Genomic DNA, 19,260 nt, shown 5'->3' with positions numbered 1-19,260 from the left:
GGGAGGGGGAGGTATCTCCTGGAGTTCAATTGAAGAAATCTCCAGCGGCGGTAGGTTTTGGCACCCCTCACCTTCGCTCGGGACAGGTTTTCAGGTGGGGGACCGAAGGAACATCCGGAAGTGAGCTCTGCTCTACTTCCGGGTATCTCCTGGCAGTGGGGCGCACAAACAACTTCACAAGCCCAGGTAGCTGATCCACATAGCAAACAAAACACCAAAGCTTTGCTTCTTTTTTGTAATTTGATCGGGTAACCAACCGACCTAATGCTCCGCTTCTTCCGTAACATCCGTCAAAGACTCCTAACCGATAATAAGTTTAGTAAATACCTGCTCTACGCCATAGGCGAAATTGTGCTGGTCGTGATCGGGATCCTCATCGCCATCAGCATCGACAACTGGAACCAGGAGCGCATTTTAAAAAGGGAAGAACAGGTGGCCCTGCAGAACCTGAAACAGGATTTCCAATACAACAGGGAGGCTTTACAAATGAATATTACCATAACCCAAAAGACAATTGAATCCAACTTACAGGTTCTTAATTATACCGGATCCAAGCCTAAACCAGATACAGAGGAAGCCTTTAATGTCCTGATCAATGATGTAACGGTTACCTCAGAATTCTTCCCCAAAAACAGCTTCCTGGACGACTTGATGAATTCGGGCCGGCTGCAGATCATTAGGAGTGCCGGGCTCAGGGAAAAACTATCTTCCTGGAAACCGGCATTTGAACATATCAAGGAGGAAGAGCGCCAGACCAAAAGCTATTCGGATCCCTTACTGAACTTTATAATTAAAAATGGCAGCTGGCTCAATGCGGATGAGGTGGCTACCACCCAGGCCATAGCGAAATACAATTTCCCGAAATCCGGATTTGAGGTAGACAACCGGAACCTTCTGGGCTACCTGGAATTTGAAAACATGATTGAAAACCTCGTTATTTACCATGAAAGGGTGCTCTCCAGCCAGAAAAAGGGACTCCAATTGATTGAGGAAATCCTCGATTTAATCAATAAGGAAATCAAGGATGAATAATGGGGGTACAACAAGGGCAATAAAATCGTGCAAATTAGTGCTTATTTCTGAACCCCAAAAGCCATAGAAACCAACCCAAGCCGATGCTCAAACTCTTCAGACGTTTAAGACAAGACCTGCTTACTAAAAACAATTTCAGCAAATACCTTCTGTACGCCATTGGGGAGATTTCCTTGGTGGTGATCGGGATATTGATAGCACTTCAAATAGGTAATTGGAATGAGGCCCTAATGGAAAAAGCCCAAGAAAAAGAGCTGCTAAACAATCTTCTCGATGACCTCCGTGCCGCCCGGGAGCAGTCCTCCAAATCTATCCGTGCCGAGGAACTATTGGTTGTCGATCTTATCCGCACCCTTAATATCCATCCTGACGAAGGTGAGACTCCATCTTCTTTTTACGAGGATGAAAAAATAGGACCGATCTTATGGGATTTTGAATCCGATATTCCCATAATTAAGTCGTACGCAGAGATTAAGAATACAGGAAAAACAGCCCTGATAAGTAATCGAGACCTCCGGGAAATGTTCACCAATTTGGAGATAAGCCTTGATCGATTAGAAAACCTGGTGAAAGATCGTTTGACAGTTCAGCAAATACGGATTGATGAGATTGCGGAATCACAACTGAATTTTATTCGCATCTTTAATTCTCCGGCATCCAATTTGTCGGTGGATCTAAGCAATGAACCAGAAAACGACTATCTGGAACTCTTAAAGGACCCCAGGATCCGCAATTTATTTGCCATGAAACTTGCATTGACCGAAGATGTCCTGAGCTTCCGCCACGATCTTCAATCCGAAATTGATCTTATTATTCAGATGATCGAATCAGAAATCAACAAATCCTGATAAGCTGCCATGCTCCGCTTCTTTCGTAAAATCCGTCAAGGCCTCCTGACCGATAACAAGTTCAGCAAGTACCTGCTGTATGCGGTTGGCGAGATATTACTTGTAGTGATTGGTATCCTGATTGCCTTTCAGGTGGATAATTGGAATGAGAAGCGGAAGGATCGGTTGAAACTAAAAATCGCCATGGAATCCCTGCAGAATGACATCTTGCAGGATAGCCTTTTGATTTCAGAGTATTTGCCAGCTTACAAAAACACAGACAGCATCAATCGAAGGCTGATGAACAGGGCCTATTCCAGTTCTGCTACCCTTGATACCCTGATACAAATAATGAAAAAGGAGTTTCCAGTTTACTGGATATCCAGCTTGCCCTTTAACCAAAACACCTTTGAAAACTTAAAATCTACAGGGGCTTTTGAGCTTTTGCCCGAAGATGTCAAAAAGGCCCTCTCGGATTATTACACCACCATTGCCAGCAATAAAGAAATCATTGATTTCTATAATGATCAATATCGGACCCACCTGGACGATTTTGTCGACAGGTATAATATTATTGGACGACTCCACCATCCGAATTACCAAAACAGTTACCTGTTTAATGCAACATGGAAAAACATTGACGAGGAAGATTTTGTCCCAAGGGTGGCTGTTGTCCTCGGGTCCTATGAGGTGATGTACGGTAGTGAAATTGAACGTCTGGAGCAGCTACAAATTACGATTAGGGCCATACTTCCCCTGTTAAATCCATATATTGAAGATTGACATACTTCGCTTCTTCCGTCAAATACGGCAACCACTCCTAACTGACAATAGGAATCGAATTCCTGGCCTCCATTAATGGTCGGTGGCCGGGCCACTTCCAAGTGGGATGCGTATGTTTTCAACCATTTCCTGTACTTCTGTTGGGGGTGCGGATGTGAATTTTGAAATTACCACCGAAACGAAAAAATTGACACCCATAGCCACGCTGCCAAAGCCTTCTGGTGAAATTCCGAACCACCATTCATCCTTGTCAGGCACAACCTCATCGAACCAGCCAAGCCTGTATTTTATCATATAAAACATCATCAGGGTTATCCCCACAACCATGCCTGCTATGGCTCCCTCCTTATTCATCCTTTTGTAGAAAATACCTAAAACTATGGCTGGAAAAAATGAGGCTGCCGCCAAACCAAAAGCCAGGGCTACGGTTGCAGCGACAAATCCAGGGGGGTTGATGCCAAAATAGCCGGCCACACAAACCGCAACTATAGCCGAAATGCGGGCAGCGATCAATTCGCCATTCTCCGATATTTTCGGATTTATTATTTTCTTGATCAAATCGTGAGAAATGGAGGAAGAAATAACCAATAAGAGTCCGGCAGCTGTTGATAAAGCTGCAGCCAGGGCGCCTGCAGCTACCAGGGCTACAATCCAGTCCGGCAGGCGGGCAATTTCCGGATTTGCCAAAACCATAATATCATTATCCACTTGCAATTCATTCTTTGAGGCATCGGCGACATAGTTGATTATCCCGTCATTATTTTTATCATTAAAGACTATTAATCCGGTCGTTTCCCATTTTTTGAACCATTCCGGAACTGAGGCGTAGGATTGCTTTGAAACGGTTTCAATCATATTTGTTCTCGCAAAAACAGCAACGGCAGGAGCCGTAGAATATAGAATAACGATTAAAAGCAATGCGATTCCCGCAGATTTCCTGGCGTCCCTCACCCTCCTGACGGTAAAGAAACGAACGATAACATGCGGCAGGCCGGCCGTACCGACCATTAGCGCCAGTGTAATTGCAAAGACATCTATTATTGATTTTGACCCGTTGGTATATTGGGCAAAACCCAAATCTTCGCTCAATCCGTCCAATTTATCCAGCAAATACATTCCGGACCCATCGGCCATTTGGCTTCCAAATCCAAGCTGCGGAACCGGATTACCCGTCATTTGGATAGAGATAAAAATAGCGGGCACCATAAAAGCAAAAATGAGCACACAATACTGAGCTACCTGGGTATACGTAATTCCCTTCATCCCCCCTAAAACGGCATAGAAGAGTACAATGAGCATTCCTATGATCACCCCGGTATCAATATCAACTTCTAAAAAACGGGAAAAAACCAGGCCAACACCGCGCATTTGCCCGGCTACATAGGTGAAAGAAACCAGCAAAGCGCACAGCACACCCACAAAACGGGCGATGTCGGAATAGTAGCGTTCACCGATAAAATCAGGCACGGTAAATTTACCAAACTTGCGGAGGTAGGGCGCTAAAAGCAGTGCCAACAGTACATAACCCCCCGTCCAGCCCATTAAATATACCGCTCCGTCATATCCTGCAAAGGAGATAATGCCCGCCATCGAAATAAATGATGCTGCACTCATCCAATCGGCTGCCGTGGCCATACCATTGGCCAGTGGTGATACGCCTGAGCCTGCAACATAGAAATCTTCGGTAGAGCCTGCCCTGGAACAGATTGCAATACTTATATATAGGGCGAAAGTTACCCCGACCAGGATGTACGTCCAATTCTGAATCCCAATCCCTTCGACCATCAAGCTATGAATCATACCCGTATTTTCTATCGAGTTTGTTCATAAGGCGCACATAGACAAATATCAAAATCACAAAGACGTACATAGAACCTTGTTGGGCAAACCAAAACCCAAGTTTGAACCCCCCAATTTTAATCTCGTCCAGTATATTTTTAAATAAAATCCCTGCTCCAAAGGAAACCACAAACCAGATCATCAATAGCATGAAAAGATACCTGAGGTTTTCCTTCCAATATGCCTTTGCCTTTTTAGTCATCAAATAATTTTAAAAATTTATAGCATATCCTTTTGTGCTAACCCGGGGAGGTCTGACATAGGAATCCCGTCCCGGGAGTTCCCTTTCTTCAATGCTGAAAAGATAATAATAAGGACTATTTCAAATCATTTTAATGTAAATTTTAAAGGAGATGTCCAATCCCGTATATAGCCGTTTATGAGATTTTGGTGGTGGTGATTGGGATTTTGATTGCCTTGCAAGTAGACAACTGGAATGAACGCCGAAAAAAAAAGAGATGATTTTGCTTTACGAAGGAATACATCGGTGGAAAAGTATCTCTCAACAAGAAGCAGTGGAAAGGCCATAAAATATGGTAATGGAGATTGATACAATTGTTGCCGAAATTAATCTGGAGATGGAAATATAAGCAGCGGTCGGCCCGCACTATTTTCAATTTACTCAGTTGGCGGGATAGTCCCGGGCAGGGCAAAACCCAAAGCAATCCTCAAGCCGGCCTTACGGCAAAATGGCTATCCCCCGGATATGCAGAAATTGGCAACGGAGATGGTGCTGAAGCAGGCGGAGGTTATTGCCAAAGAATTTACACCTGAACCAGGTTACAGAAAACAGTTCAAATTCAGACGTACTCCTTCGTCCACAAAAAAGCACCCCATATCACCCCCAACCCCACAATCAATCCCTCAGGCGAACCATTAGGCCCTTATGTATTATCTTGTAAACCCATAACCAGGTCGCCCGCCATCAAAACAGTACCCGAATGAAAAACAAACAGGCCCTGCTCAATCACTTCTTCAATTTCCTGGCCGTGATCCTGGGGGTATACCTGGCCTTTTACATCAGCGAAAGGGCACAAATAAACAAGGACCGGAAGGAAAGCGCCCTGTTGGTGCACTCCCTGGTCGCAGATCTCACCGGGGACCTGAAGAGCTATGAGGCGTATCAAATCCCCCAGAACACCGAACACCAGAAAAACGTGGAGAACCTGTTTGCCCTGGTGTCATCCAACCAAATGGAAGGCATCAACAGCCATCTCCCCACTATTTTGCAGGTAGAGAATTACACCCCCACCACCTCCACCTACAGCGTCATGAAATCGTCGGGGAATCGGGGAAACTGAAAGCGCGCCTGGAAGCGGCCCTGGGCTCAAAAGAATAACGCAGGCGCCGCCCGATAAAGTTAAACGACCTTGAACCGTAATCTTTTTTACCTTAGGGGTATGCCCCGGGGGCGCGGCTGCCCGCACAGGGTGTTTGGCAGTCTTTAAAACCATCCTATGAAACCAACCCAACCCAAAGGCATCCCCCGCAGGGAATTCCTTGAACTCAGCGCCAAAACGGCCGCCGGCATCGGCCTCACCTCCCTGCCCCTGGTGGGTTCGGGCTGCCTCGGCCCTTCCCCTGCCAAAACCGTGCACGGGGCCTGCTACCACGATTGCCCCGACCGCTGCAGCTGGAAGGTAACCGCTGCGGACGGCAAGGTTACGGCTTTCCAGGCCGGCGACAACCCCTACACCGCCGGAAAACTGTGCAACAAAATGGACGCCTTCCCCTCCGACGTCACCTACCACCCCGACCGGCTGCTGACCCCCTTGAAGAGGACCGGGGAAAAGGGTACCGGCACCTTTACCCCCATCTCCTGGGAACAGGCCATCGGCGAGGTGGCCGGGAAACTGCGCGCCATTGTTGCCAAAAGCGGGGGCGAAGCCATATTGCCCTACAGCTTTGGCGGCAACCAGGGCCTGGTGCAGGGGGAAGCCATCCCCAACCGGTTCTTTGCCCGGCTCGGGGCCAGCCAGCTGGAGCGCACCATCTGCGGGAATGCGGCCGTGGCCGGGGTGCTCGCCGCCAACGGCCAGACTACCGGGGTTTTGCCCGAAGATTGCGTCCATAGCAAATACCTCGTGTTGTGGGGCACCAACCCCATTCTTTCGAACCAGCACCTCTGGCCCTTTATCCAAAAAGCAAGGGACCACGGGGCCACCCTGGTGGTGGTGGATCCGTTCCGCTCGCGCACCACCGCGGAAGCCGACTGGCACATCCAGCCCCGGCCCGGCACCGATACGGCCCTGGCCCTGGGGATGATGCACATAATCCTGGCGGAAGGCCTGCAAGACCAGGACTACATCGACCGCCACACCCTGGGGATCGAAGAACTAAGGGCCCATGTGCAGGCCCATAACCCGGCAACCACAGCGCAAATTACCGGCCTGCCCGAAGAAACCATTATTGCCTTTGCCCGGGCGTATGCCCAAAGCACGCCCTCCCTGATCCGGGTGCTGATCGGCATGGAGCACCAGGCAAACGGGGCCAGCGCTTTCAGGGCGGTGGCCATGTTGCCGGCCCTCACCGGGGCCTGGCGGCACCATGGTGGGGGGCTGATGCACATGACCTACGAACTTTTCGGGGAGGCGCTCAACTGGGAAAGCATTTCCCTGCCCGCAGAACTGGCCAACCCCGCCACCCGCTCCATCAACATGGTGGAACTGGGGAAGGCGCTTACCGACCCGGCCCTGGACCCGCCCATCGAGGCCCTGCTGGTGTTCAATTCCAACCCGGCCGTCACCACGCCCAACCAGAACCTGGTGCGCCGGGGCCTGGAGCGGCCCGACCTGCTGACGATCGTGTCGGAACACTTCCTTACCGATACGGCCCGGTACGCCGACTATGTATTCCCGGCAACCACCGTGCTGGAACATTGGGACCTCTTCGATTCCTGGGGCTCCACCTACCTGAACCTCAACGAGCCGGCCATCGACCCCCGGGGGGAATCCAAGCCCAATTCGGAACTCTTCCGGCTGCTGGCGCGGGCCATGGGCTATACGGAACCCTACCTGTACCAGGCCGACCTGGAAATCGTAAAAAACACCCTGAAGAGCGACCACCCGTACCTGGAAGGCATCACCTTCGAGTCGCTGCGGCAATCGGGCGGACAGCGGTTAACCCTGCCGGAGCCCTGGATACCCCATGCGGAAGGGAACTTCAAAACCGCCTCCGGGAAATGCCATTTCCACGACGCTGCCCTGGAGCATCCCCTGCCCGCCTACCTCCCCGTGGCGTACAGCGAGGAGGAACTCAGGGCCTACCCCCTGCACCTGCTGACCCTTAAAACCCCGAAATATTTCCTCAACAGCAGCCATGCCAACGTGGGCCACCTCCTTGAAAAGGAAGGGAAGCCCTACCTGGAGGTCCACCCGCAGGATGCGGCGGCCCGCAATATTGCCGATGGGGATGAACTAAAAGTTTTCAACCCCCGGGGCCGGGTGTTCCTCACGGCGCGGATCAGCGAAAAGGTCACCCCCGGGGTGGTCTGCATGCCCCAGGGGTACTGGCCTTCCCTTTTGAAAGGCGGCTCTTCAGCCAATGCCCTTACCGACCACCGGCTGACCGACATGGGCCGGGGCGGCGCCATACAGGAGGCCCGGGTGGAAATTGAAAAAATCGTTTAACATGGTCCTGGCCCGGGTCGGGCCCCAATTAACCCCATGGCGAACCCGGGGCAGTGCCCTTACTGCTGGTTTTGGCCGGGACGCTTTGGTACCTGGCCCTGCGACGGCGTGGCAAAGGGTGACCGGTTGCGGATAAAGGCCATCAAAAGCGTCACTCGACCCGGATGGCAACGGTCGCCTGCGTATCGCGCGAGGAAGTGCCGATGCTGAATTGGTATGCCCCGGGTTCCACCTCCCAGGCGCCCCTGGCCACATTGTAATACGCCAGGTCCCCAAGGGGGATGGCTATCGCGATGCGTTTGGTTTCCCCTGCAGGGACAAACACCTTCCGGAACCCTTTCAGTTCCTTTGCTGGCCGATCCACTTTGGAATTTCGCGCAGTGCTGTAGACCTGCACCACTTCCTTCCCGTCCCGCCGGCCCGTGTTCGCCACCTCCACGCTCAGGTAAACGGTATCCGTTGCGGAGTAGGCCTCCCGGACCGGTGCCGCTTTCCCGATTTCAAAGGTGGTGTAAGATAACCCGTAGCCGAAGGGGTAGAGCGGCTCGATGTTTTTGGTGTCGAACCAGCGATACCCCACCAGGAGGCCTTCGGCGTAGGAAACCGTGGCGTCTCCCGGGAAACTGTTTGTGGCATGGGCCGGGGAATCCTCTATGCGTTTGGGCATGGTCCAGGGCAGCTTTCCCGACGGGTTGACCGTGCCCAGCAACACATCGGCCAGGGCGTTCCCGCCTTCGGACCCGTTGTACCAGCTCCATACCAGGGCAGACGCTTTTTCTTTGATCCGGCCGATGTCAAAAGGCGCCCCCCCAATCATCACCACAATGGTATTGGGGTTTACCCCCAGCACCTTTTCGATCAGGGTTTCCTGCCCAAAGGGCAATTCCAGGTCGGCCCGGTCGGAAGCCTCGGTTTCGTAGTCGCGGTTCGATCCGGCAAAAATGACGGCCACGTCTGCGCTTTTCGCCGCTTCAAGCGCCTCGTTCAACAGTTCCGGGTCGAGGGTATCGATGGTTTCCACCCGCTGCTGGGTCACGTCCCCGAAAACCGCCTCCCGCCTGGGGGCATAGCGCTCCTGGTATCCTTCGGCATACCGGATGTCCACGGATGCGGGCAACCGGTTTTTCAGCCCTTCCAGGGGGGTGACCTCCCTCCTGGTTTTTACCCCGGCCCCATAGCCGCCCAGGGCGTTCTTTTTGGTGGCATTGGCCCCGATCACCGCGATGGATTTCATCCCTTCCGCATTCAGGGGCAGGAGGTTTTGGGTGTTTTTCAGCAGCACCACCGATTCCGCGGCAATGGCGTAGGCATCCCCGAAATGCGCCTCCGTACCGAGGCTTCCTTTTTCCCGGGCTTCGCCCCCCATGCTTTTTACCGTAAACATCACCCGCAGGATGCGTTTGACGTGCTTGTCGATTTCCGCTTCGGAAATCTTCCCGGCTTTTACAGAATCTATGAGCGGGTCTGCCAGAAAGAATTCGTTGAAGGGTTTGGGGGTCCCCATTTCAATGTCCAACCCGCTTTCCAGGGCATGGACCGAGCTGTGCACAGCTGCCCAGTCGGAAATGACGATGCCTTCAAAACCCCATTCCTCCCTTAAGACCTCGTTAAGCATATACCCGTTCTCGCAGAGGTATTCCCCCCGGAATTTATTGTACGCCCCCATAACGGTATGGGCTTTGGCTTCCGTTACGGCCGCTTTGAACGCTGGCAGGTAGATTTCCCGCAGGGTGCGTTCATCGATCTGTACATCCACAAAGTCGCGGTTGGTTTCCTGGTTGTTGGCCGCATAATGCTTCACACAGGCCGCCACGTCGTTCTCCTGCAGGCCCACAATAAAGGGAACGGTCAGTTTTCGGTTCAGGAAAGGATCTTCCGTAAAGTATTCGTAAGTACGGCCCCCCAATGGGGTCCTGATAATGTTGATGGCGGGGGACAGCAACACGTCCTTTCCCCGGGCCCGGGCCTCGGCCCCCACGCTGCTGCCAAAGCGGTAGGCCATATCGGGGTTCCAGGTGGCCGACAGCCCGGCCCCTGCGGGGTAATAGGTCGCAAAATCATCGTCGGCCCCCACCGGTGCCCAGGAATCCCTTGAAATCTCTTCTCGGACGCCCAGGGGGCCATCGGCCATTTTCAATTCGGGGATCCCCAGCCGGGCTACCCCGGCCGTGGTAAACATGCTGGTCCCGTGGAGCATCCCCACCTTTTCGTCCAGGGTCATTTGATCCACGAGGCTATCAATCTGCTGGTCGTGGGCACGGGTGACCGGTATTCCTTTGAAGGTTTGCTGCGATTCCATGGGCGGTGCAGGGATTTCGGGTTTTTCGGAAGGTTGGCACGCAGTAAGCAGTAATACTGCCCCTGCGGCGAGGAACCTGCCTGTGGTGGTGGAGGCCATACGCGGTATTTTCAGGGTGGCTCTGGGCTGGGGCTTGCTTCCCGCAGCTTCGTTCCCTCAAATTTAACATTATCCCCGAAGATACCGGTGGCCCGGGACCAATTAAAACGCCGTTGGCCGATCGGATATTCCCCGCCCCGGGAGGCCATCAACCCCGGAAGCCAGATCCGGCTTCAATTTCCTGGGGTTGGGCCCGGTCGGGGCTGGCCTCTTATCCCCCCCGTGGCAATATACCGGGTATGGGCTTCGTTTTTATCCTACATTTCCAAAAAAAGCCATATGAAAAATATCATCCTTTCTGCCCTTTTGCTGGGCTTTGGCGCGGTTTCCCTGGCCCAGGGCCCGGGGGACGATGTCCGCCGTTTCCGCATCGGGCTCAAAGCCGGGGTGCCGAATATTATCGGTGGGAATGCCGAATTTGTGCTGCCCGTGCTGGGCAACCGCCTGGCGCCTTTTGTGGATTATTCCACCTTTTCCCTGGAAGTGGAAGAGGTAGATACTTCTTTCGATTTCTTTGAAATCGGCTCCAACATCTATTTCAACACCCAGGGGACCGGGCTGTATGCCTCCGTATCCTACGGGAAGTTCAACCTCGACGGCACTTATACCGATGCTGAAACCATCGATGGGGAGCTCTTTGAGGGGGAAGCCACCGGGGAAGTCGAGATTTCGACCTTTAACCTGAAGGTAGGCGCCAAACTCGGGCGGAAGTTCTATTTCCGGGCCGAAGCTGGCTATGGGTTCGGCGATATCCCCCAGGAAGTGGTTCTCCGGGGGACCGTCAATGGGCAACCCGCAGAGGGTCGGGAAGAAATCCCGGACGTGCCCGGCATTGGCGATAACGGACTGCTGGTAGCCAATATCGGGTTCGGTTTCGCCTTTTAGGCGGGCGGGTTCCCAACAGGAGGCTGGTAAAAAATCCGGTAATACGAGGGCGGGGGAGGGTCCCCCGCCCTCGGTTTCAAGATATGGGAATTCCCTGCAAACCCAAAGCATGGAATTCAGGAAACAGAAGGCGCAGGAACCGGGGTTTCTTAAGCCATCAAGGGCCTACCCATTCCTTTAGTTCCCGGACCCATCCTGCAGGGGCAGGCCCAGGTGCCGGGTGTAAGCGGCCCGGATCAGGACATAGGTCAACAGGCCAAAGGGTCCGGCCATCAAGGTAAGGAACAGCGGCAGGGCCATCAAGATCCGGTTCACCCCCACACGCCTGGCATCGAGGGCGATAACGAGGCCTGCCAGCATATCGAAGGCGAGGTAGTGGATCCAGCCGATCAGGGCAACCCAGGGGCTGCCAAAGGCGTTTGAGATCCCCTCCAGGGTGGAACCGGCCTCCGGGTCAAAACTCCCGATATCGGAAAGCAGTAACACCGCATACACAACGGCCAATACCAGGATCACCAGGTAGAAAACGAGTTTTCCGGTATGCTTCCAGGATGGGGCGAACAACAAGAGCAGCCATCCCGGCAGGATCCAGGCATTGGCCAGGGCAAAAAGGGTTTCCATAGGTTTTGGTTTGAAGGGGAAAGATAGCTTTTTTAAGCCGGGCATCGCTATGAGGGAGGTGGTGTGGCGAGGGTAGGAGCGAATTCTTTTCAATATGGGGCGCCCCCTCCCCCCATTTTCAAAGTACCCTAAATCCCTGCAAGAACAAAGCAGGCACCCTTTTTCTATAGCGCGCACCAACCCCTTCTTCACCCTGCAAGCCCAACCCCCATCGGAGGCTGCAAACAGGTTCATGTGCATGGCTGGGGGATATCCGTGGCGTTTAGACAAAAACGGGGGCATGCGCCTCCAGCACCCGGTCCACCACGACCCCTGCAATATCGGGGTAGGGCACCTGCAGGGCCTTTTCCTGCCCCACCCATTCCTGAAGGGCAGGCAGGGTATCTGCAGACAGGCCATCGAGGACCGGGACCCCCATTTGGGAGAGGGCCACGGCATTGCACTGCTGTTCGTACTGGTTTTTCATGGGCACCACGCACAGCTTCTTGCCCAGGAACAGGGTTTCGGACGGGGTTTCAAACCCGGCAGCGCAAAGTACGCCCCGGCAACCTGCGATACTTTCGAGGAACGCATCGTGTTCGATCGGGCGCACCTGCACATTCCCGTGGCGGAACGGGCTGGCGTTGTGTTTGGAAAAAACCTCCCACTGTACCCCGGGGACCTGTGAGAGCACCGAGACGATACGCGCGTCGGAATAGGCCGGGAGGTATACTGTGTAATGCCATCCCTCGGAAATACGGGCTTCCCGGATCCCTTTGCCGATGATGGGGGTAAACATGCCTTCCTCATACGCCTGGAAGTGGAAGCCGTACTGGTGCGAGACCGGGGCGTAATTCCTCAGGACAAAGAGCCCCACCGGGTCCTTCCGGTCTGGCTGGGGCGCGGCCGGGGACAATACGGCGGCCTGGTGGCTGACCCCGATGCACGGGATGTTTTTCAGCTTGCAGGCCCAGGCCGAAACCGGTTCAAAATCATTCAGGACCAGGTCGTATTCCCGGACCGGAAGGGTGCGTACTTCTTCCCTGACCCGAAAGGAGTTTGCCTTCCGGTAAGTTTGCCAGAAATCCACGCCCCCCTGCTTCCCGAAAATGAAACTCATGCCTTTGAACCGGTACCGGACCGGGTAGGGCAACGACAGGTCGGCCTGGGTGCCGGAGACCAGCAGGTCGAGGGCCACCCCCCTGTCGAGCAGGGCCGGGATGAGGTCGCGGGCACGGCTGAGGTGGCCGTTCCCGGTTCCCTGAATCGCATAGAGTACTTTCATGTTCCTTTGTATTTGGTTATCGCACCCTCATTTCCTGAACCAGGTTTTCAAACAACACCTGTACATCCATCACTTCTTCGGCCTCTGCCAGGGGTTCGTCCCCGGGTTGCACAGCCGGGTCGTGCTCGTACCTGTAGAGGCTCCATTGGCCCATATGGTATTCCAGGCTGGTCAGGTTTTCCACCCAGTCACCGGAATTCAGGTAGGTAACCGCGGAATCCCCTTTGCGGATTTCCCGGATTTCGGGCTGGTGGATGTGCCCGCAAACCACATAATCGTACCCGTTTTCCAGGGCGATGTCGGTGGCTATTTCTTCGAAGTTGTTGATGAATTTCACCGCCGACTTCACGCTGCTTTTGATCTTTTTGGACATGGAAACCGGGCCGTAGCCCAGTTTCTTGCCGAAAAAGTTTACCGACCGGTTCAGCAGGATCAGGGCATCGTAGCCCAATGCCCCAAGCTTTGCCAGCCACTTGGAGTGCTTCATGGTCACGTCGAAGACATCGCCGTGGAAGGCCCAGGCCTTTTTGCCGTCGAGGTCCAGGACCACCTTGTTGACAATCGAAAAGCCCGATAGCTGGAAGCCGACGAACTTGCGGAGCAATTCATCGTGGTTACCCGTCACATAATACACCTGTACCCCGCTGGTGACCCAATCCATAAGCAGTTTCACCACTTTCATATGCGATTTGGGCCAGTACCGTTTTGAGAATTGCCAGACATCGATGATGTCGCCGTTAAGCACCACGGTAGCCGGCCTGATCGATTTAAGGTACCTGCAAAGTTCCCGGGCGTGGCACCCATAGGTGCCCAGATGTACATCGGAGAGGACCACGAGGTCCACCGGTCGTTTTTTCATAAGCGAATTAGGGTTTTGGAGGCAACGGCTGGTATCCGGGGTTGGAAAAGCTGGCCGGGAGATAAAGGCGGGGGCCCGGCCCCTGTTACGATTCCCTGGATGTCCTGAAAGTATTTCAGTGCGTTGCGGGGATTGGAATACACTGCGAACTTAACCTCTTAAGGTAAAGTGAACGTAAATCGGCATTTACAAAAAAGTTGCGCCCGTTTTAAGGTTGTGTTTCCAACAGGGTGCTGCTGTCTGGCATCCCGCGTGCCGCCAAACACCCTTCTTTAACCCTGAAAAGCCCGGAATTGCTTAGGGCTTCCGCCCCTGCCCCATCCAAAGGGCGTTCGAATGACGCAGTTTTACCAAATTAGGGGCTTTTCAATTCCACAACCTAAGCTTAATATGTCCCTAACCCGAAACCCGCAAATAAAACGGATCTTTACCCCATATTCATCGCTAAGCATAGTTTGAGTTAGTTTTGGTCGCTAAGGTCGGGGGCAACAGTCCCCGACCTTTTTTTAAGGCATCCGTTCACCGATGTTTTTGAGACCCTGTCGGAACCCGTCCGAATTGTTTTTGATCGACCAACGACACATTTTTCCGATTACAGGTTCCCAAAACTGCAGTTCATCGACAAATTGCGGACCCAAATCCATTTAACCGGCATCCTTCGACCAAAGGGGTGAAATTTGGCTGTGAGTCAAAAGGGGGTCGGACTGGATCCCTTCCCCCGGCAAGCACTCTTTTACAAGAACCTTTTTGATTATGAAAACCATGCTTTCTCTTGAATTTTTCTACCAACTGGGTCAAACCCTCCATCGGTACCGCGGAGCAATCCTTTTCTGGATCTATATGTTTGCCATCATGGCCTATGCCTATCGGTGGGTGGAGTACTAGGGTACCAAAAAATCCTTTATAAAACGTATTTATGCCCGGGAACCCCGGGCTTTTTCTTTTCTCCGCGCGAAGGTCCGGCCACCCGGGATCGTTTTCTCCGGGCACACTGATGGCAGGAACGGTTCCGAAGTGCTATCTTTGACGGGCAACCCCGAGCCTACTGGTGCCTTCCGGCCCCGTCGGGGCTCTAATTAAAAAACCCGCTTTGTCCGAAACACCTCCTAACGCCCTGTTGATTTTTACGCGAAACCCGGAGCCGGGCAAATGCAAGACCCGTCTGGCTGCCAAAATAGGCGACCGGGCAGCCCTGGGGATCTACAGTTTCCTCCTGGGCCATACCGCTGCACTTTGCTGCGAGCTCGAAGGCGTCGATAAACTGGTGTATTTCAGTGACCGCCTCGGGGATGGATCCATTTGGGATCCCGGGGTCTTCCGCTACAGGCTGCAGTCAGGGGAAGACCTGGGCGAACGCATGGCCTCCGCCTTCAGGGAAACCCTGGAGGCGGGGTATTCCAGGGTCATCATTATCGGAAGCGACCTGTACGACCTAAGCGCTGCTGACCTCCGTCACGCGTTTGAACTGCTTGAGGAAAAGGATGCGGTCCTTGGCCCTGCCCGGGACGGCGGTTACTACCTCCTGGGCCTGAAGCGCCTGGTGCCCCCCCTGTTCCAACACAAGGCCTGGGGGAGCGAAACCGTTTTGGAAGAAAGCCTGCGCGACCTGGAAGGCATGCAGGTAGGCCTGCTTCCGGAGCGAAACGATATCGACCGGTATGAAGACATTGCCGGGCACACCCTTTTTGAATTCCTGATCAATAAATATTCCGATGACCAAGAAACAACTTGAATCCTCCACAGCCTATCTTAGGGAGCGGGGGTTCCTGGATCCCGAAATCGGCATCGTCCTCGGATCCGGACTGGGCCGCCTGGTGGAGTCGATCGAAAACCAAAAAATCGCCCATTACCACAATATCCCCTTCTTCCCGCTGGCCACCGTGGAATTCCACACGGGAAAGCTGGTTTTCGGGGAGATCGGCGGAAAAAAGGTAGTGGCCATGCAGGGCCGATTCCACCTGTACGAAGGATATACCTTTACCGATATCACCTACCCGATCAGGGTAATGAAGGAGCTGGGCGTTGGGACGCTACTGGTTTCCAATGCTGCAGGTGCGGTAAACCTGGAATTCCGCAAAGGGGAACTCCTGCTGATCGAAGACCACATCAACCTGCAGGGGGGGTCTCCCCTGGCGGTTAAAAACATCACGGAATTCGGGGAGCGTTTTGTGGACATGAGCGACCCCTACGATCCGGGCCTCCGGGCTGCCCTTTCCGGGATCGCCAGGGAAAAAGGCATTGTCCTGCGCAAGGGGGTCTATGCCGCCGTAGTGGGCCCGCAACTGGAAACCCGGGCCGAATACCGCATGCTCAAGACCCTGGGGGCCGATGCGGTGGGGATGAGCACGGTGCCGGAAGTCATCGTGGCCAACCAGCTGAAGGTGCCCGTGGCGGCGATTTCCGTGCTGACGGATGAATGCGACCCGGACCACCTGGAACCGGTGAAGGTCGAGGAAATCCTGGAAATCGCCGGCCAGGCCGAACCCAGGCTGGTTACCCTGCTCACCGAACTGATTCGAAGGCTGTGATATTGGCAACAATGCCATATGTTTCCAGAATGCCCTTTGGCCCGTAAGGTTTTTCAGGGGAACGCTACTAGTAGGGAAAACAAATCGACACCCATGGTCAAGCCATTTTTCCTTATTGCCCTTTCCATGATCTTCCAGTTTTGCGGATTACACCACCCGATAGCCCTCCCCGGGAGAGACCCGGGGGTCCCGGCGCCTTCCCATGAGTTATGGGATGGCCTGCTGAGGAAGCATGTGGATGCGGTCGGGCAGGTCAACTATAGCGGTTTTGCAGGAGACCGGGCCCAACTGCAGGCCTACCTCGACACCCTTTCAGGCCATGTCCCCGGGGAGCACTGGACCCGCGAAGCCCGCCTGGCGTATTACATCAACCTTTACAATGCGGGTACCGTAATGCTGATCGTGCAGCATTACCCCCTGAAAAGCATTAAGGACATCAGCGATCCGTGGGGGCGGAAGTTCCTTCGGATAGGGGAGGCACAGGTTTCCCTGGAAGACGTGGAACACGGGATCCTGCGCAAAATGGACGAACCGCGCATCCATTTTGCCATTAATTGCGCTTCCCTATCCTGCCCCAGGCTCCAGGCCCGGGCTTATACGGAAAAAGAGCTGGAAAAACAGTTGCAAACCGCTGCAAGGGAGTTTGTCAATGATCCGCTGCGCAACCGGTTTTCGGATAACAAGGCACACCTCTCCAGGATCTTCAAATGGTTTAAGGGCGATTTCACCGGTCGGGGCCTGTCGCTTGTTCAGTTCGTGAACCCGTACCTTGCCACCCCACTCCCCGACGATGCCCGGGTGGAGTACCTCCCCTATGACTGGTCCTTAAATGACCGGCTTCCGTGAAAGGCCTTTCCATTATAATCCCGGTGCTGAATGAAGGCCCCCGCCTCGAAACACTCCTGCCGGAACTCCGCCGCAGGGCGGTTTCGGGCCAGGTACTCGAAACCCTTGTGGTCGACGGGGGCAGCACCGACCACAGCAGGGAAGTGGCCGGACGGCTTGGGGCCCGGGTCCTTCAATCGGCCCGGGGAAGGGCTGTGCAGCTAAATGCCGGGGCTGGGGAAGCCCGAGGGGAACTCCTGTATTTCCTGCATGCCGATTCGCTTCCCCCACCCCGGTTCGACCAACTCATCCTGCAGGCCCAGAGTTCCCGGCCGGTGGCAGGGTGCTTTCGCCTGGCCTTCGAACCCGCCCACTGGTTCCTCGATTTTTTCGCCTGGTGGACGCGGTTCAACCACCCTTTTTGCCGGGGGGGCGACCAGTCGCTCTTTATCCCAAAGGCGTGGTTCGAAACGCTGGGAGGGTTCAATGAGGCGTTCAGGATCTATGAAGACAATGAATTCACGGGCAGGGTCTACCGCCATTTCCCTTTTGCCGTGCTGCCCGACAAAATCACCACCTCGGCCCGAAGGTACCACGAGGCAGGTATCTTCAGGCTTCAATACCATTACACCATGGTACACCTGAAACGGAGGTTGGGAAGTACCCCCGAGGCGCTGTATGACTATTACCAAAAGAAGGTCCTGAGGGCGCCTTCACGGCAGGGTTAGTATCTCTGGTAGTACTGCCGGATCACCTCCTGGGCCGGCTTGTTCTGGGGGGTAAACCGGTTGTCGCCGGCCCCGCCGGCTTTGGGGTGGTCGATGAACCACTTCCAGACAAACCCGCCGGCAAACCATTCTTCGTTCCAGAATTCCTCGAAGATGGCTTCCTTGGCATTGGCCTGGGCCCCAAGGTTTACCTGCTCCTGGTTGCGGTCGACGAGCCAGGGTTTCTTTGCCGTGTAATCCATGCTGCGGTAGCCGTATTCCGTGAAGAGGACGGGTTTTCCGACCTGCTGTTGCAGGGTCCGGATTTCCTGTTTCCAGCGCTGCCATCCATCCCGGAGCTCTGCAACGGTTGGGTGTCGCGATTCGGAAAGCGGAAAGTAGGCATCGATCCCGATCAGGTCGAGCTGGTCCCAGAATGGGACTTTGCCATATTCGTCCCAGTTGGCCGCATAGGTGATCTTCCCCCCATACCGCGCCCGGACCTCCCGGATCAGCTGCCCCCAAAACGCTGGCCTGGCCCGGACAAAGGTTTCCAGCTCGGTACCTATACAGAAAAGGGACACCCCAGTTTCCCGGGCGAGTTCAGCATAGGTAAGGATAAAATCGGCATATTCCGACTCCAGCTCCTGCCATTGGGCCTCGGAGGGCATCTCCAGGTCCCCGGTGAAGAGGCCCCTCCAGATCCAGAGCTGGGGCTTGAGCATTACCTTTATCCCATTGCCCTGCAACAGCTCTATGTACTGCCGCGCCCCCTCGCATGTTTCCCCATACCATTGACGGTCGGTATCGAAAATGATTTCCGGGCTATCCTTTTCCCTGATAAAGCCAAAAGGCATTACCGCCGCGTGGCCGGCGTGCACCTGGCGCAGGGCATCTACATGTTGCTGGTGGGCCGGCTCCCGCGACCCCACAAAGCTCACCCCGTTGATTTTGCCCCCCGGCGTCCCCATGCAGGAAACACCCAGCACCCAACAAAAAAGGACAACGCTTCTCACCACCTTGGGAAATTTATCCCTAAAGTACAGATTTAACCCGCTGCAAA

Annotated in this window: 20 protein-coding genes; 13 read left to right on the top strand and 7 right to left on the bottom strand. The window is 54.2% G+C overall.

Annotated elements, in window-relative coordinates; translation table 11 throughout:
• Window positions 1–264: 264 nt before the first annotated feature.
• From NG653_RS07280 to NG653_RS07270, 3 genes are all read left to right on the top strand, one after another.
• Window positions 265–1,032: a DUF6090 family protein gene (locus NG653_RS07280; protein WP_252741024.1), complete on the top strand. Its 768-nt coding sequence runs from the start codon at window positions 265–267 to the stop codon at window positions 1,030–1,032.
• 83 nt (window positions 1,033–1,115) lie between these two features.
• Window positions 1,116–1,880: a DUF6090 family protein gene (locus tag NG653_RS07275; protein WP_252741023.1), complete on the top strand. Its 765-nt coding sequence runs from the start codon at window positions 1,116–1,118 to the stop codon at window positions 1,878–1,880.
• A 9-nt stretch (window positions 1,881–1,889) separates the two neighbouring features.
• Window positions 1,890–2,642: a DUF6090 family protein gene (locus NG653_RS07270; protein ID WP_252741022.1), complete on the top strand. Its 753-nt coding sequence runs from the start codon at window positions 1,890–1,892 to the stop codon at window positions 2,640–2,642.
• Window positions 2,643–2,714: 72 nt separating this feature from the next.
• Here NG653_RS07270 and NG653_RS07265 read toward each other — a convergent pair whose 3' ends face one another.
• Together NG653_RS07265 and NG653_RS07260 are read right to left on the bottom strand one after the other, a co-directional pair.
• Window positions 2,715–4,442: a sodium:solute symporter family protein gene (locus tag NG653_RS07265; RefSeq protein WP_256470436.1), complete on the bottom strand. Its 1,728-nt coding sequence runs from the start codon at window positions 4,440–4,442 to the stop codon at window positions 2,715–2,717.
• Entirely contained in the window at window positions 4,432–4,683 is a 252-nt protein-coding gene (locus NG653_RS07260; protein WP_252741021.1) for a DUF4212 domain-containing protein, read from the bottom strand. The genes NG653_RS07265 and NG653_RS07260 overlap by 11 nt, the downstream gene beginning before the upstream one ends.
• Before the next feature lie 188 nt (window positions 4,684–4,871).
• On the opposite strand from NG653_RS07260, the gene NG653_RS07255 reads away from it, so the two are divergent.
• From NG653_RS07255 to NG653_RS07245, 4 genes are all read left to right on the top strand, one after another.
• Entirely contained in the window at window positions 4,872–4,943 is a 72-nt protein-coding gene (locus NG653_RS07255; protein ID WP_370281093.1) for a hypothetical protein, read from the top strand.
• Window positions 4,944–5,067: 124 nt separating this feature from the next.
• Window positions 5,068–5,361 (top strand): type I restriction enzyme endonuclease domain-containing protein, encoded by a 294-nt coding sequence (locus NG653_RS14745; RefSeq protein WP_370281092.1) that lies wholly within the window; start codon window positions 5,068–5,070, stop codon window positions 5,359–5,361.
• 61 nt (window positions 5,362–5,422) lie between these two features.
• Window positions 5,423–5,782 carry a hypothetical protein gene (locus tag NG653_RS07250; protein ID WP_252741020.1) on the top strand — a complete coding sequence of 120 codons (360 nt, stop codon included), beginning with the start codon at window positions 5,423–5,425 and terminating at the stop codon, window positions 5,780–5,782.
• 156 nt (window positions 5,783–5,938) lie between these two features.
• Window positions 5,939–8,110, top strand: a complete 2,172-nt coding sequence (locus NG653_RS07245) for a molybdopterin-containing oxidoreductase family protein (RefSeq protein WP_252741019.1) — start codon at window positions 5,939–5,941, stop codon at window positions 8,108–8,110.
• 151 nt (window positions 8,111–8,261) lie between these two features.
• Here the strand turns inward: NG653_RS07245 and NG653_RS07240 are convergent, their stop codons facing one another.
• Window positions 8,262–10,508 (bottom strand): glycoside hydrolase family 3 C-terminal domain-containing protein, encoded by a 2,247-nt coding sequence (locus NG653_RS07240; protein WP_252741018.1) that lies wholly within the window; start codon window positions 10,506–10,508, stop codon window positions 8,262–8,264.
• Between the two features lie 279 nt (window positions 10,509–10,787).
• Between NG653_RS07240 and NG653_RS07235 the strand changes: the two genes are divergently transcribed.
• On the top strand, window positions 10,788–11,393 hold the full coding sequence (locus NG653_RS07235) for a hypothetical protein (RefSeq protein WP_252741017.1): 606 nt from the start codon (window positions 10,788–10,790) through the stop codon (window positions 11,391–11,393).
• Between the two features lie 177 nt (window positions 11,394–11,570).
• On the opposite strand, the gene NG653_RS07230 is transcribed toward NG653_RS07235, so the two are convergent.
• The 3 genes from NG653_RS07230 to NG653_RS07220 all read right to left on the bottom strand — a co-directional run bounded on the left by NG653_RS07230 (window position 11,571) and on the right by NG653_RS07220 (window position 14,137).
• Window positions 11,571–12,014: an ABA4-like family protein gene (locus NG653_RS07230; RefSeq protein WP_252741016.1), complete on the bottom strand. Its 444-nt coding sequence runs from the start codon at window positions 12,012–12,014 to the stop codon at window positions 11,571–11,573.
• A 262-nt stretch (window positions 12,015–12,276) separates the two neighbouring features.
• The gene (locus NG653_RS07225) at window positions 12,277–13,278 is read right to left on the bottom strand and encodes a glycosyltransferase family protein (RefSeq protein WP_252741015.1); all 1,002 of its coding nucleotides are present in this window, start codon (window positions 13,276–13,278) and stop codon (window positions 12,277–12,279) included.
• 16 nt (window positions 13,279–13,294) lie between these two features.
• A complete protein-coding gene (locus NG653_RS07220; protein WP_252741014.1) occupies window positions 13,295–14,137 on the bottom strand; it encodes a UDP-2,3-diacylglucosamine diphosphatase in 843 nt (280 codons plus the stop codon).
• A 753-nt stretch (window positions 14,138–14,890) separates the two neighbouring features.
• Between NG653_RS07220 and NG653_RS14740 the strand changes: the two genes are divergently transcribed.
• The 5 genes from NG653_RS14740 (at window position 14,891) to NG653_RS07200 (ending at window position 18,218) form a co-directional block, all read left to right on the top strand.
• Window positions 14,891–15,022: a hypothetical protein gene (locus tag NG653_RS14740; protein ID WP_256470435.1), complete on the top strand. Its 132-nt coding sequence runs from the start codon at window positions 14,891–14,893 to the stop codon at window positions 15,020–15,022.
• A gap of 205 nt (window positions 15,023–15,227) precedes the next feature.
• Window positions 15,228–15,869, top strand: coding sequence for a TIGR04282 family arsenosugar biosynthesis glycosyltransferase (locus tag NG653_RS07215; RefSeq protein WP_252741013.1), 642 nt, complete (start codon window positions 15,228–15,230; stop codon window positions 15,867–15,869).
• Entirely contained in the window at window positions 15,850–16,665 is an 816-nt protein-coding gene (locus tag NG653_RS07210; RefSeq protein ID WP_252741012.1) for a purine-nucleoside phosphorylase, read from the top strand. Before NG653_RS07215 ends, NG653_RS07210 begins: the two co-directional genes overlap by 20 nt.
• A gap of 93 nt (window positions 16,666–16,758) precedes the next feature.
• Complete coding sequence (locus tag NG653_RS07205; RefSeq protein WP_252741011.1) at window positions 16,759–17,511, top strand: DUF547 domain-containing protein; 753 nt, start codon at window positions 16,759–16,761, stop codon at window positions 17,509–17,511.
• The gene (locus tag NG653_RS07200; RefSeq protein WP_252741010.1) at window positions 17,508–18,218 is read left to right on the top strand and encodes a TIGR04283 family arsenosugar biosynthesis glycosyltransferase; all 711 of its coding nucleotides are present in this window, start codon (window positions 17,508–17,510) and stop codon (window positions 18,216–18,218) included. Before NG653_RS07205 ends, NG653_RS07200 begins: the two co-directional genes overlap by 4 nt.
• Here NG653_RS07200 and NG653_RS07195 read toward each other — a convergent pair.
• Window positions 18,215–19,216 carry a glycoside hydrolase family 113 gene (locus NG653_RS07195; protein ID WP_440480514.1) on the bottom strand — a complete coding sequence of 334 codons (1,002 nt, stop codon included), beginning with the start codon at window positions 19,214–19,216 and terminating at the stop codon, window positions 18,215–18,217. The genes NG653_RS07200 and NG653_RS07195 overlap by 4 nt on opposite strands.
• Window positions 19,217–19,260 lie beyond the last annotated feature (44 nt).

Origin of the sequence: Robiginitalea marina (assembly GCF_024006985.1) — a bacterium.
Classification (GTDB): domain Bacteria; phylum Bacteroidota; class Bacteroidia; order Flavobacteriales; family Flavobacteriaceae; genus Robiginitalea; species Robiginitalea marina.
This window is presented reverse-complemented; position numbering and strand designations above follow the sequence as displayed.

What these genes read in the sequence shown, in the direction of transcription:
- NG653_RS07220 (WP_252741014.1), bottom strand. Translation starts at nt 14,137, where the DNA reads ATGAAAAAACGACCGGTGGACCTCGTGGTCCTCTCCGATGTACATCTG.
- NG653_RS07225 (WP_252741015.1), bottom strand. Translation starts at nt 13,278, where the DNA reads ATGAAAGTACTCTATGCGATTCAGGGAACCGGGAACGGCCACCTCAGC.
- NG653_RS07210 (WP_252741012.1), top strand. Translation starts at nt 15,850, where the DNA reads ATGACCAAGAAACAACTTGAATCCTCCACAGCCTATCTTAGGGAGCGG.
- NG653_RS07240 (WP_252741018.1), bottom strand. Translation starts at nt 10,508, where the DNA reads ATGGCCTCCACCACCACAGGCAGGTTCCTCGCCGCAGGGGCAGTATTA.
- NG653_RS07275 (WP_252741023.1), top strand. Translation starts at nt 1,116, where the DNA reads ATGCTCAAACTCTTCAGACGTTTAAGACAAGACCTGCTTACTAAAAAC.
- NG653_RS07265 (WP_256470436.1), bottom strand. Translation starts at nt 4,442, where the DNA reads ATGATTCATAGCTTGATGGTCGAAGGGATTGGGATTCAGAATTGGACG.
- NG653_RS07205 (WP_252741011.1), top strand. Translation starts at nt 16,759, where the DNA reads ATGGTCAAGCCATTTTTCCTTATTGCCCTTTCCATGATCTTCCAGTTT.
- NG653_RS07280 (WP_252741024.1), top strand. Translation starts at nt 265, where the DNA reads ATGCTCCGCTTCTTCCGTAACATCCGTCAAAGACTCCTAACCGATAAT.
- NG653_RS07245 (WP_252741019.1), top strand. Translation starts at nt 5,939, where the DNA reads ATGAAACCAACCCAACCCAAAGGCATCCCCCGCAGGGAATTCCTTGAA.
- NG653_RS07270 (WP_252741022.1), top strand. Translation starts at nt 1,890, where the DNA reads ATGCTCCGCTTCTTTCGTAAAATCCGTCAAGGCCTCCTGACCGATAAC.
- NG653_RS07230 (WP_252741016.1), bottom strand. Translation starts at nt 12,014, where the DNA reads ATGGAAACCCTTTTTGCCCTGGCCAATGCCTGGATCCTGCCGGGATGG.
- NG653_RS07260 (WP_252741021.1), bottom strand. Translation starts at nt 4,683, where the DNA reads ATGACTAAAAAGGCAAAGGCATATTGGAAGGAAAACCTCAGGTATCTT.
- NG653_RS07250 (WP_252741020.1), top strand. Translation starts at nt 5,423, where the DNA reads ATGAAAAACAAACAGGCCCTGCTCAATCACTTCTTCAATTTCCTGGCC.
- NG653_RS14740 (WP_256470435.1), top strand. Translation starts at nt 14,891, where the DNA reads ATGAAAACCATGCTTTCTCTTGAATTTTTCTACCAACTGGGTCAAACC.
- NG653_RS07235 (WP_252741017.1), top strand. Translation starts at nt 10,788, where the DNA reads ATGAAAAATATCATCCTTTCTGCCCTTTTGCTGGGCTTTGGCGCGGTT.